At 72.9% G+C, this 12539-nt stretch carries 10 protein-coding genes; 5 read left to right on the forward strand and 5 right to left on the reverse strand.

What is annotated here, in order from left to right:
- Positions 1-14: 14 nt before the first annotated feature.
- From ABIA38_RS26690 to ABIA38_RS26700, 3 genes are all read left to right on the forward strand, one after another.
- Positions 15-1451 (forward strand): GuaB1 family IMP dehydrogenase-related protein, encoded by a 1437-nt coding sequence (locus ABIA38_RS26690; RefSeq protein WP_424641376.1) that lies wholly within the window; start codon positions 15-17, stop codon positions 1449-1451.
- Between the two features lie 157 nt (positions 1452-1608).
- The gene (locus ABIA38_RS26695) at positions 1609-2958 is read left to right on the forward strand and encodes a nucleotidyl transferase AbiEii/AbiGii toxin family protein (protein WP_424641377.1); all 1350 of its coding nucleotides are present in this window, start codon (positions 1609-1611) and stop codon (positions 2956-2958) included.
- Positions 2959-3107: 149 nt separating this feature from the next.
- Positions 3108-4451: a hypothetical protein gene (locus ABIA38_RS26700; protein ID WP_424641378.1), complete on the forward strand. Its 1344-nt coding sequence runs from the start codon at positions 3108-3110 to the stop codon at positions 4449-4451.
- A 298-nt stretch (positions 4452-4749) separates the two neighbouring features.
- On the opposite strand, the gene ABIA38_RS26705 is transcribed toward ABIA38_RS26700, so the two are convergent.
- The 5 genes from ABIA38_RS26705 to ABIA38_RS26725 form a co-directional block, all read right to left on the reverse strand.
- Positions 4750-6393 (reverse strand): DUF6297 family protein, encoded by a 1644-nt coding sequence (locus tag ABIA38_RS26705; protein WP_424641379.1) that lies wholly within the window; start codon positions 6391-6393, stop codon positions 4750-4752.
- Positions 6390-7139 carry an ABC transporter ATP-binding protein gene (locus ABIA38_RS26710; protein ID WP_424641380.1) on the reverse strand — a complete coding sequence of 250 codons (750 nt, stop codon included), beginning with the start codon at positions 7137-7139 and terminating at the stop codon, positions 6390-6392. The genes ABIA38_RS26705 and ABIA38_RS26710 overlap by 4 nt, the downstream gene beginning before the upstream one ends.
- Before the next feature lie 61 nt (positions 7140-7200).
- Positions 7201-7806, reverse strand: a complete 606-nt coding sequence (locus tag ABIA38_RS26715; RefSeq protein ID WP_424641381.1) for a short chain dehydrogenase — start codon at positions 7804-7806, stop codon at positions 7201-7203.
- A gap of 58 nt (positions 7807-7864) precedes the next feature.
- Positions 7865-9058 carry a GDSL-type esterase/lipase family protein gene (locus tag ABIA38_RS26720; RefSeq protein ID WP_424641382.1) on the reverse strand — a complete coding sequence of 398 codons (1194 nt, stop codon included), beginning with the start codon at positions 9056-9058 and terminating at the stop codon, positions 7865-7867.
- 80 nt (positions 9059-9138) lie between these two features.
- Entirely contained in the window at positions 9139-10608 is a 1470-nt protein-coding gene (locus ABIA38_RS26725; RefSeq protein ID WP_424641383.1) for a DHA2 family efflux MFS transporter permease subunit, read from the reverse strand.
- Between the two features lie 79 nt (positions 10609-10687).
- On the opposite strand from ABIA38_RS26725, the gene ABIA38_RS26730 reads away from it, so the two are divergent.
- Both ABIA38_RS26730 and ABIA38_RS26735 read left to right on the forward strand, forming a co-directional pair.
- Positions 10688-11392, forward strand: a complete 705-nt coding sequence (locus ABIA38_RS26730) for a TetR/AcrR family transcriptional regulator (RefSeq protein WP_424641384.1) — start codon at positions 10688-10690, stop codon at positions 11390-11392.
- A gap of 88 nt (positions 11393-11480) precedes the next feature.
- Positions 11481-12497: a GNAT family N-acetyltransferase gene (locus ABIA38_RS26735; protein WP_424641385.1), complete on the forward strand. Its 1017-nt coding sequence runs from the start codon at positions 11481-11483 to the stop codon at positions 12495-12497.
- The last annotated feature ends 42 nt before the right edge of the window (positions 12498-12539 follow it).

The following is a 12539-nucleotide window of genomic DNA, read 5'->3' on the forward strand; positions in this document are numbered from 1 at the left end:
GTACGTTCCGCGGCATGAGATTCCTCCACGACCAGGTAGCGCCCCACGACCTCACCTACAGCGATGTCTTCCTCGTCCCGTCGCGTTCCGGCGTGGGTTCGCGCCTGGACGTGGACCTGACCACCTCGGACGGAACCGGCACCACCATCCCCGTGGTGGTGGCCAACATGACCGCGGTGGCCGGTCGCCGGATGGCCGAGACCATCGCCCGGCGCGGCGGACTCGCGGTGATCCCGCAGGACATCCCGGTCGACGTGGTCGCCGAGGTGACCGCCTGGGTCAAGGCCCGGCACCTCGTCTACGACACCCCGATCACGATGGCCCCCACCGACACCGTCGGCGAGGCGCTGAACCTGCTGCCCAAGCGGGCGCACGGCGCGGTGGTGGTCACCGAGGGCGGGCGGCCGGTCGGCGTGGTCGCCGAGGCGGACTGTGTGGGCGTGGACCGGTTCGCGCAACTCGCCCGGGTGATGTCCACCGACCTGCTCACCCTGCCGGACGGGGTGGACCCGCGCGAGGCGTTCGACCGGCTCTACGAGGGCCGGCACAAGCTCGCGCCGATCGTGGACGCCGACGGCCGGTTGGTGGCCGTACTGACCCGCACCGGCGCGCTGCGCTCGACCCTGTACACACCGGCCGTGGACGCGCGCGGGCAGCTGCGGGTGGCCGCCGCGATCGGCATCACCAACGAGGTGGCGCGCCGGGCCCGGAGCCTGCTCGACGCGGGCGTGGACACCCTGGTCCTGGATACCGCGCACGGTCACCAGGAGCAGATGATCCGAGCGCTGCGCGCGGTCCGGGCGCTCGACCCGCCCGTACCGGTCGTGGCGGGCAACGTGGTCACCGTGGAGGGTGTCCGCGATCTGATCGAGGCGGGCGCGGACATCGTCAAGGTCGGCGTCGGTCCCGGCGCGATGTGCACGACCCGGATGATGACCGGCGTCGGCCGTCCACAGTTCTCCGCCGTCGCGGAATGCGCCGCCGAGGCGGCCCGGTTCGGTCGCCACGTCTGGGCCGACGGCGGCGTGCGACACCCGCGCGACGTCGCCTTGGCGCTGGCGGCGGGGGCGTCGAACGTGATGGTGGGGTCGTGGTTCGCGGCCACCTACGAATCACCGGGCGACGCCTACCGCGACGGCGAGGGCCGGCTGTACAAGGAGAGCTTCGGGATGGCCTCGGCGCGCGCGGTCCGGCTGCGCACGGCCACCGAGTCGGCCTTCGACCGGGCCCGCAAGGCCCTGTTCGAGGAGGGCATTTCGTCCTCCCGGATGTACCTGGACCCGGCCCGCCCCGGCGTCGAGGACCTGATGGACTCGATCGGCGCGGGCGTACGCAGCGCGTGTACGTACGCCGGCGCGCGCAACCTCACCGAGTTCCATGAGCGCGCGGTGCTGGGCATCCAGAGCCCGGCCGGGTACGCGGAGGGCAAACCGCTCCCGGAGAGCTGGTAGGCATCGGACGGTGCGGCGCGGCGCGGCGCGGCATCGGTCCGGGTGCCGCGCCGCCGGTGTCGCCGGCCGGCGGAATACTCCTTTGCGCGCGGCATGGGGGCTGCTGCGATCATCGTCGCGGGGGCGGGGCGGGATCGACGAACGAACGGAAGCGGCGATGACCAGCGACGGGCACCGGACTTGGCGCGACCTGGGGTGGGGGCCGTGGGACGACGACGAGGTCGTCCCGCAGGAGCCGTTGGACGAACAGACCCGGGAACGCTGGACGTTGCCCCGGTCGTTGCGTGCGGTGACCGGTCCCGACGTATGGCAACGGCCGGTATTCGAACCGGCGTTGAAGCAGTACGGCAGCGCGATGCGGGCGGGGGAGCCGCAGTTCGCGTCCGCCGGGATCGCCGAGCGCTGGTACGCGGCGCGGCGGTGCGCGGTCGACCACGTCCTCGCTGCGATCGCCGAATCCCCGTGGGCGAAGCACCTGGTACTGCGCGGCAGCATGCTGCTGCGCGCCTGGTACGGCCCGGCCGCCCGGGAGCCGGGCGATCTCGACTTCGTCGTGGTGCCCGCCACCTGGGAACTGGTCGAGCCGCGCACCGAACGGCTGTTGGCGGCGATCGCGCGCGGCGCCGAGGAGCACTCGCGCGCGGTGGGTGCGGTGGGCACGGCGGGCTTCGCGGGCGAGGTGCGGATCGACGCGGGCGGCGCGATCGGCGACGAGATCTGGACCTACGACCGGGTGCCGGGTCGCCGGTTGGTGCTGCCCTGGCAGGCCCCGGGGTTGCCGTCGGGCACGATCCAACTGGACTTCGTGTTCAACGAGGTGCTGCCCTCGGCGGCCGAGTACACCGACGTGCCACGCGCGGACGGGTCGGGCGCGCATCGTATCCCGGCCGCGACCGCCGAGCAGTCGTTGGCCTGGAAACTGCTGTGGCTGCTCTCCGACGCGTACCCGCAGGGCAAGGACCTCTACGACGCGGTGCTGCTGGCCGAGTCCACGCCGCTGCGCGCCGACCTGCTGCACCGCACGCTGGTCGCGGTGGAGCCACACTGGTCCGGGCGGCGGATCACGGCCGACGCGTTCGCCGATCTGGACGCCGACTGGGCCGAGTTCGCCAAGGAGTATCCCCGACTCGACGGCACCGCCGAGGAGTTCACCGACCGCCTGACCACGGCACTGGCGCCGGTCTTCGCCGAGGAGAGCGGCGGCCCGGCCGTGGACGGCTACGCGTGGCGGCTGCGCTGGCTCGCCCCGCTGCTCCCGGACGGCCGGCTGGCGGCGGCGGAGGGCGGGTTGGCGAGGCTGACGTGTTGGCTCAAGGACCGGGCGCTGGGACTGCCGGAATGCATCGTGCTGATCCGCGAGGTGGTCGGCCCGGACCGGTGCACCCCGGAGCAGGCGGCCGACGCGTATGTGTCGCAACTCTCCGTCACCTCAAGCGAACTCGGATACTTGTCCCGCAATCCGGATGCACTGCGCGACGCGCTCGCCGCGCTGCGGGCGCAGGTCTGATCGGGTCGGGCGCACGTCGATCGGGGTCCCGTGATGGTTGGTTGGGTTGCCTGTTCTGCTGATTCTGCCGGTTCTGCTGGTTTTCCGGTTCGCCGTAGCCGTAGCCGTCGCCGTTTCGCCGTTTCGTCGTTTCGCCGTTTCATGGATTCGTGGTGAGGACCGTGGTGAACAACATCCAGCCGGCCGTGGTCAAGGCCGTCTTCACGCTCGCGGATCCGGCTCTGGCGCCGGTGTTGGTCGAGCGGCTCGGCAGCCGACTCGGTGCGGTATTGCGGACGATGCCCGACGTACCGGAGGCACTGGCCGACGCGGTCCGGGCCTCCGGTGACGCGCTCCTGGTCGGCGCGCTGGCCGATGGGCGTCGCCGCCGGCGCGACGCTCGGCCGGGCCTGTCCGTCGCGCCGGCGCGGGCGCATCCCGGGTCCGGGGCGATCGAGCGCTCGGCCGAGGATCGGGGCGGTGGCGCCGACCCGACCGCGGGCGACCTGAACGCACTGCTCGACCTGGACGATCTGGATGATCCGAACGCACTGCTCGACCTGGACGATCCGGCGGTCGACGCCCGGCTGTTCGCCGGCGCTGCGCTTGATGTCGCCGAGCGGGCCCGGCTGTTGGCGGGCATCCGGCGCGACGGTACGCGGGGTCCGGTACCGGAGGCGCTCACCGAGCTGTTGTGGGCGGCCGACCTGGGGCGGTGCGCCCGGTGGTTGACCGCCGGGATGGCCTCGGGGGACCCGGAGGTGGCCCGGGTCATCGTCAACCGCCTGCCGCTGCGTACCGAGGCGGGCCGGTTGCGGGTGGTCGTCGGCGTCTGGACCCGGCACGGGTCGGCGGCGGCGCGGGGGGTGTTGGGCGAGGCGGACTACCCGGCCGATACCCGCGCGTCGATCGAGGACGCGCTGGCCCGGCCCGACGGCCTGGCCGAACTTCGGGCGCGGCTGGCCGAGTGGGAACTGCCCGAACGGGTCGTGGATTTGCTGCGTGGGGGCGAGCCCGAGCGGGTGGACGACCTGCTCGGCGACGGCGGCACGCTCCCGTGGCCGGCGTTGATCGACGCGCACAGGAGAACCGCGCTGCCCGCCCGGCTCCATGCCCGCCTGGCCGAAGTCCCTGATTGTCCCCACGAGTTGCTCATCGCACTGCTGGCCGAGGGCCTGGCCGAACCGGATGGCGACGACGAGCGGTGGTGGTTGCACGAGGCGCTGGTGCGCGGGCGGTTGTCGGGCGCCGACGTGCTGCGCCACGCCCGGCCGGCGCCGGTGGTGTTGTCCGTACTCGCCGGCCTGGACGGCCGTACCCTGCCCGAGCGGTGGGCCTCGGGCGCACCCCGTGCCGAAGCACACACGCTGGTCGAGGAGTTCCTGGGCGACGATGCCGCGGCCTGGATCGTCGCACTCGGCCTGTTCCCCGACTTCACCGGCACCATCCCCGAACTCCTCGCCACCGCCCGAGCGATGGTCGCCGACGGGGGCGTCGGCTCAACGCGCGAGTGACGTCGGCGCCTCACCGATCCCGAGCAGATCGAGCTGCACATGCCCGATCGGCCGCTCGACCGCCTCGGCCTCCGCCGCCGGCGTCCACGACCCCCGACAGGAAATCGGCGCATCCCCGACCCGAGCCTGCCCGGGATCATCGTGCCGCCACACCGCATGCCCCTCCGTCACGGCAACCCGCCGCCCACACACCCCACAGGTCCCGCGCGCCCGGTGCATATTCATGCACCCATGATGTCCGACCCAACAGACAAGCCCCCACAACCCCGACCCACCGACCCGCAGACCCGGCCGGGGCTCAGCCCGTGCGGAGGCGGTGCGCGGTGTGGTGGGTCCACCAGGTCAACGCGGCGGTGGCGGCCGGTAGCCACAGCAGGGTGGCCGGTGGGATGGATCCGGCGGCGGTGGCCATCGCGAGGGGCGGGGTGGTGGTCAGGAGGGCGGCGATCGGGCCGCGCAGGTACCAGGCGGTGGCCTGGCCGAGCGCGGTGTTGCCCATCGGGGTGTCGGTGCCGAGCAGGATGTGGGCGGGGAGCGGGCCTCGGTGGGCGCTGATCAGGGCCGCGGCGGTGAGGGCGGGGACCGAGGCCGGGAGGAGGAGCAGGGCCGGGTGCCAGTGGCCCGCCGCCGCGCAGATTGTATTGCCGAGGACCAGGGCGACGATCGTGAGCAGGGCCGGGACGGCGCCGTGCCACAGGGCCAACCGCCCGGCGGGGTACGGGAGATTGCCGGCTCGGCGGATGTCGTCGGTCTCCGCGCGGGCCGGTTCGGCCAGCCGGGCGACCGCCAGGTAGGTGCCCATCAGCGCACCCGCGCAGGCCACGAGCCGGGCTCGGGACGGGAGTTCGGGGGCGGTCGCGGCCACGGCGAGGCCGATCGTGGTCCACAGGGCCGCCCAGGCGAGCAGTCGCGGCGCACGCAGCAGGCCGGTCGCGTCGCGCCACGGCACGAGCAGCCGGCTGCTATGCGGCATCGGGAGTCGCAGCCGGGGTCGGGCGCGCCCGTGCCCCCGGGCGTTGCGGACGGCGGTGCCGGCCTGGCGCAGGTCGAGCGTGATCACGGACGCGGCCACCCGTGCCACCACGGCGGTGCGCAGCCGCAACGATTCGGCCGGGATGGCGCCCACCTCGCGCCAGGCGAGTACGACTCCGCCGGCCAGGACGACCAGGGCCAGGGCGCCGGCCACGGGCCAGGCCGGGACGCCGCCCGAGGTCGTGGCCGCCAGGAGGGGTTGGCTCACCCACCCCCACGGGCCGGACCAGGAGACCACGGTGCCGGGCCACGACGTACCGCGCCCGCCGGCCGTCCACGCGGACAGCGCGACGAGTACGACCAGCAACACCCGTACGCCGGCCAGGATCCGGCCCGCGTACCGGATCGTGGCCCGGTCGTGGCGCTGCACCAGTACGCCGACCGCGACCGCGCCGAGCCCGGTGGACAGTCCCGCGAAGGCGCCCGCGGCCGTCGGGGCGGCCCAGGGCCGGGCGCCCAGGACGTACAGCAGGAAACCGATCGTGCCACCCCCGACCAGCCCGGCCGAGCCGGCGATCAGCGTCGCGCCGAGCAGTCCGGGCAGGAACAACCGTCGGCGCAGCGCCGGGAGCGGCAGCAGCCAGATCGTGGTGGGGCCGTCGATCCGCACCGGTCCGCGCCACAGCGCGTCGCGCGCGGCGGCGTAGAGGATCAGCGCGATCAGCGTCGGTGCGGTCACCGGGAGCGAGGTCAGGATGTGGTCGGCCACCGGGCCGTGCCAACTGCCCGTGCGGGCGGTGTGCGCGGCGGCCACCAGGTAGGGCACGCCCCAGATGGCCGCGACGAGCGCGAGCACGTACAGGGCGAACGCGTTGCGCCCGCGTCGTTGCCGGCGCCGGTCCGCACGCGCGTCGCGCAGATACGCCAGGGTTCGGGTGGTGGTGGCCGCGAACTCGGTCGGGTGGTTCACCCGAGGGTCCCGGCGGTTCGGGACTCGGTCGGGGTGTCGGTTTCGCTGCGGCGAGGCCGGCCGACGCCGTGCGCCGATTCGGGCTCGTCCTCCTCGGCCGCGTCGCCCAGCACCAGGATCTCGTCGCCCACCGCGCGGGCCAGGTCCGCACGGTGGGTGGCCAGCAGGATCGCGACGCCGCTCTCCTTGTGCGCCACGAGGCGCTCGATCAACTCGCCGCGCGCCCGCGTGTCCAACCGCTGCTCGGGTTCGTCCAGCACCAGCAGGTCGTGCGGCCGAACGAACGCGGCGGCCAGCAACATCGCCTGCGCCTGTCCGGACGAGAGCCCGCCGGGGAAGACGTCGGCGTGCTCGGCCAGCCGGTGCTCGACGAGCATCTCGTCCACCACGTCGTCGGCGTCCCGGCCGAGGCCGTGCGCCACGGCGACCAGCATCAGGTGCTCCCGTACCGTCAGATCCGGGTAGTACGCACCGGCGTCCATCACCGTCGCGATCCGGGCGCGGGTGGCCGGGTCGTCCTCGTCCACCGGCGCGCCGGCGAAGAACACCGCGCCCGACGTGGGCCGTTCGCGCCCGACGGCCAACCGCAACAGGGTCGACTTGCCGCTCCCGTTGTCGCCCGTCAGCACGAGGCACTCGGCCGGGCCGAGCGCGGCGCTGATCGTGTCCAGGACGGGCCGATCGCCGTAGTGATGACCGACGTCCTCCAGTCGTAGCAGCGCGGCGTCGTCACGATCGGCGCTCACGGTGCGTCCTGCCTTTCCAAGCCTGGATCCCAACCATCGAAAGTTGCGGCGCGACGACCGGCTACCAGCCCACACGGAAGGTTTGCCCGGTTTGCGCGCCCTCTATGGAACGCCGGTAGGCGAGCGCGGCGGTGGCGGCGTCGACCGGGGGGAAGCCGGGGAAGAACGCGTCGTATGCCTCGGCCGACTCGGTGAACACGGTCGGGCTGACCGAGTTGATCCGCAGTCCGCGCGGCAACTCGACGGCCGCGCCGCGTACGAACGCGTCGACGCCGCCGTTGGCCATCGAGGCCATCGACCCGGTCCGGATCGCCTCGCCCGCCAGGATGCCGGTGATCAGCGTGAACGACCCGTGGTCCGCGACGAAGTCGAGCCCGGCGCGGACCAGTTCGACCTGCCCGAGCAGTTTGTCCAGCGCCGCGCCCTTGGTGTCCGCGTAGGTCAGCTCGCCGATCACCTTGAACGGCACGCCGCCGGCCGCACAGGCGACCGCGTCCACCCGGCCGACCCGCGCGTACATCGCCGCCACCGACGCCGGGTCGGTGATGTCCACGGAGACGTCCGTCTTCCCGCTGCGCGACGCGGTGACCACCTCGTGCCGCGCCGACAACAGTGCGGTGACCGCCGTACCAAGGGTGCCGGTGGCACCAACCACGAGGACCTTCACCACAACCTCCGCAACGTCCGCCCGGAACGAATATCGCCCCCGATCCTTACGTGTTCGATCAAGATGAGCAAACATCGGGTCCGCGACCGGCCCGCCAGCCCGCCGGCCCGCCGACTCCCCGGCGGGCCGGACCGGATCCGGCGAGCGGTCGGTTCCGCGGCGGCGCCTCGGCCGTTGCCGCCGCCATCGCCTCGGCGCCGGCGTCGTTGGGGTGGATGTGGTCGCCGCTGTCGTACTCGGGACGCAGTGCGGTCGGCGCCGCCGGATCGCGCAGCGCGTGGTCGAGATCCGCGTAGGCGTCGAACTCGTGGGTGGTCCGGATCCAGTCGTTGACGCGTTGTCGGGTCTCCTCGTTCTCCGGGGTGTCGAGGCCCGGGGCGAGCCCCGCCGCGCCGCCGAACGGGGTCACGGTGGTGGCGATCGTGCCCACTCCGCGCGCGCCGGCTCGTCGGGCGATCGAGGTGGGCCCGGCGATCAGGTCTGCCGCCGAGACGGCCGGCGTGTCGAACATCGTGGCCAGGCCGATGTCGTTGAGCCCGATTTGCACGATCACCCGGTCCAGGCCCGGCAGTTCGAGCACATCCCGGTCGAAGCGGGCGACCCCGCGTTCGCCGAAGACGTCGGCGAGCAGTCGGTTGCCGGCGATGCCCAGGTTGAGCACGGTCGCGGCGCCGATGCGTCGGCCCAGCAGATCGGGGTAGCGCAGGTGGGCGCCGGGCGTGGTGCCCACGCCGTCCGTCAGCGAGTCGCCGAACACCGCCACCACGCGGCGCGGTTCGGCGGCCAGGACGTCGATCCCGCCCAGGTGGAAGCGGGGTTCGACCGGTACGGCGGCCGGCAGCGTCGGGTCGGCGGTGACGTCGCCGGGCGCCACGTACCCGGTTTGCAGGGTGAAGGGATGGTAGGTGGCGAGCCCGGTCGGCACCGGGTGGTAGGTGCTGAGCACCAGGTCCGTTTCGTCCGTCGTGGCGAACTCGACCACGTCGCTGACGACTTCCGCGCCCTCGGGGATCACCACGTGCGCCGCGCCGGCGAAGGTGACCGCGCGGTCGGTGCCGGGGACGATCGTGGATCCGGCGCGGTGGGCCGCCACCCGGGTCCGGCCGACGGTGAGCGGCTGCCGCCCGAAACGGTTCGTCAGCCGGATCCGCAGCTGCTCGCCGCTCCCGCGCACCCGCACGATCTGCCGCAACGTCTCGTCGGCGAAGCCGCGGGAGGGATGGATGAGCGGCATCGATTCGTATGGGCTCACCGGAGCGGATCGAAATGCGGCGGTCCAGGTCGTGGCCGTCGTGGTCGTCGTCGTCGCGGTCGTCGTCGTGGCCGGCGTAGTCATCGGGATGCCCTTTCAGGGGTGGCGAGTTCGTTCCGAACCGGCGGGCGCTCGGGGCCGGGGAGCAGGGGGATGGCGGCCAGGACGACCACCAGCACGGCGGCGGCGAAGCCGAAGATGAGATGGAAGCCGGTGATGGGATCGCCGGCGGTCTGCAGGATGAGCGTGACGAGTGCGACGCCGAGCGCGGCGCCGAGTTGGTTGAGCATGTAGAGCACGGAACTGCCCTGCGCCACCATCGGCCCCGGCAGTGTCCGGTAGAGCGAGCCCATCGTCGGCGCGCTGAACGAGCCCATACCCAGGCCGAGCGTGAACGCGGCCAGTACGGGCCAGAGTTCGGTGGTGTCGGCGCCGACTCGGGTGAATACCAAGGCGCTCAGCGCGGCCACGATCGCGCCGCCGGCGGCCAGGCCGCGCGTGCCGAGCCGGTCCGACAGCGCACCGGCCAGTGGCATCGCGATGGCGCCGCCCAGTCCGGCGGGTGCCATCAGCAGCCCGGCGGCGAGCACGCCGTGTCCGTGCGACTGCTGGTAGTACAGCGGCAACGCGAACAGGGCGGCGAAGTTGGCCAGTCCGCCCAACCCCATGATGAGGACGCTCGCGGTGAAGCCGCGGCCGGCGAACAGCCGCAGGTCGATCAGCGGCGGCGAGCTGCGGATGGACAGCGCGTGCACGGCGTAGCCGATCAGCAGTGCGGCGCCGACCGCGAGCGGGACAAGCGCCTGCCAGGCGGCGATCGTGCCCTGGTCGGCGGTGCGGGACAGGGCCAGGACGAGCGCGGCGAAGCCCGGGCCGAGCAGGGCCAGGCCCAGCACGTCCAGCCGGACGCGCGCCGGCCCACCCTCGCTCGGCGGCGGGTCGACGGGCAGTACGTACCGGGCCGCCACGAAGGCGATCAGGCCGACGGGCACGCTGAGCAGGAACATCCAGCGCCAGGCCAGGTTTTCCAGGATGGCGCCGCCCGCGATCGGGCCCAGGACCGGGCCGAGCGAGAGTACGACGCCCATCAGACCCATCACCCGACCGGCACGACGCGGCCCGGCGGCCCGGGCCAGCAGGATCAGCACGAGCGGGTCGAGCAGCCCGGCGCCGAGCCCTTGCAGGACCCGGGAGGCGATCAGGCTGCCGATGTTCCAGGCCGCCCCGGCGGCGAGCGAGCCGGCGACGAACAGGGCCAGCCCGATCAGCCACAGCCGCCTGCCGCCGAACCGGTCGACGGCCCAGGTGGTGAACGGGATGGTGGCCGTCACCGCGAGCAGAAAGCCGGTCGAGGTCCAGCCGACCGCGTCGAGCGAGGTGTCGAACGTGGCGGCCAGGGTGTCCGTGGCCACGGCGGCCATCGTGCTGTTCAGGATGCCGAGGAGCCCGCCGAGCAGGACCACCGCGATCAGGGTCAGGAGCCGGGGATCAAGACGATCCTCGGCCTCGGTCGAATCCGGAGTCGAATCCGAAGAAGAATTTGAACTCATGGGTTCAACATAATGATCTCATCGGTTCACATGCAACCATTACGACCAGAGAAATGAACCAGTGAGTACAATCGGGGCCATGACGGCGACAGCGCGCGGGCGAGTGGACAAGCGGCAGGCGATCCTGGACGGCGCGTTCACGGTGTTTGCCCGTCGGGGCTACGCCGGGGCGGGTGTCCAGGAGATCGCCGACGAGGCGGGCGTGGCCAAGCCCACGGTGTACAACCACCTCACCGACAAGGCCACGCTGTTTCGGCTCGCACTGGCGGCGGCGGCCGAGGCCACGCTGAACGAGCGGCTGGCCGCGTTGGCACCGCTGCTCCGGCCCGACGGCGAACCGCGCGCCACCCTCGAGGACGTCGGGCACGAGCTGCTGCGCCTGCACTGCGACGAACGATCGTGCGCGCTGCGCCGGTTGTTGTACACGGAGATCACCACATTCCCCGATGCGCTCGACATCGTCGGGGAGAGCGGCCCGCATCGCCTGACCGAGGCGCTGGCCGACCGGCTGGCCCGACTGACCCTGGCCGGCCGGCTGCGCGCGCCCGAACCGGCCCGCGCCGCCGAGCAGTTCATCGCCCTGCTGACCGGGCCGCTGGAGGCGCGGACCCGGATGGGGACCCGGGAACTGGAGGACGCGGAGCTGCGGGAGATGGCCGTCGGCGCGGTCGCCACCTTCCTGCGGGCGTTCGGCGCGCCCGACGCCGAGGGTGGCGGCGACGGCAGCGACGGCGACGGAAGCGGGAACGGGAACGGCAGCGACGGCGGCAGCCTGGTGGCATAGGACGGTCGCGGACGTCTGTGCTCGGGGTCGGCGGCGGTTGTAATGTGACATGTCATTCAGCGGCCGGCATCGATCCCCTGGAGTTCGCATGTACGCACGTCCCCTCGGTCCCGGAGCCCAACTGGTCCCGCTGGAGCCCTGGCGGGCCGCCGAGTTCCTGGCCAATCTCGATCGCTGTCGTACGCACATCGCGCCCTGGGTGGCGGCGAGCTTCGTCGCCACCGACCTGGCCTCCGCCGAGACGGTGTTGCGCCGCTACTGGCAGGCGCAGGCGCAGACCGGTGCCGGGATCCACGGCATCCAGTTGGACGGGGTCCTGGTCGGCGGCGTGATGTTCGTGTCCCTCGACCCCGAGACGGGCGTCGCCGAGGTCGGTTGCTGGCTCGAACCGGCGGCCGAGGGGCGCGGGTTGGTCAGCCGGGCGATCGCGGTGCTGATCGACTGGGCGTTCCGCGAGCGGGGCATCCGCCGGATCATCTGGCACACCAGATCCGCCAACGTACGCAGCATCAACACGGCGCGCCGGCTCGGGCTGAGCTTCGACTCGGCGGACGAGGCGGGCGACGCGCACGCCGAGCCGATGGAGATCTGGGCGGTCACTGCCGACGAATGGTACGGGCGGCGGGATGCCGGGGAGGGGGCCTCGGCTGCCTCGGTTGCCTCGGTTGCCTCCTCCGACGAGGAACAAGTCGACGCGGTGGGTGTGGAGTTCCTGGACGCCTTCACCAACGCCGACGGGCGGAAGGTGGACCTGGGCACGTTGGAGTCGCTGTTCGTCCCCGGCGCGGTCATCGTCGGCGCCGCGGACCCCGCGCGCGTCGAGTCGGTGACCGAATTCCTGGCGCCGCGACAGGAGTTGCTCACCGGCGGCGAGCTGACCGACTTCCGGGAGTGGGAGACGAGCCGAACCACCGCGGTGTCCGAAAACGTCGCGCAGCGCCTGATCCGCTACGCCAAGTCCGGTACCCGGCAAGGGGTTTCCTTCACCGGGGGCGGGACGAAGGGCATGCAGTTCCTGCGCACCCCGGCGGGCTGGCGGATCACCGGCATCACCTGGAGTGACGACGCCGCCGCCGGTGGCGGTGGTGGCGGAGGCGGCGAGTAGGCGTCGCAAAACGCCACGGCGAAATCCCGCCGGCTGCGCGAG

Source organism: Embleya sp. AB8, assembly GCF_049739465.1.
Lineage (GTDB): Bacteria > Actinomycetota > Actinomycetes > Streptomycetales > Streptomycetaceae > Embleya.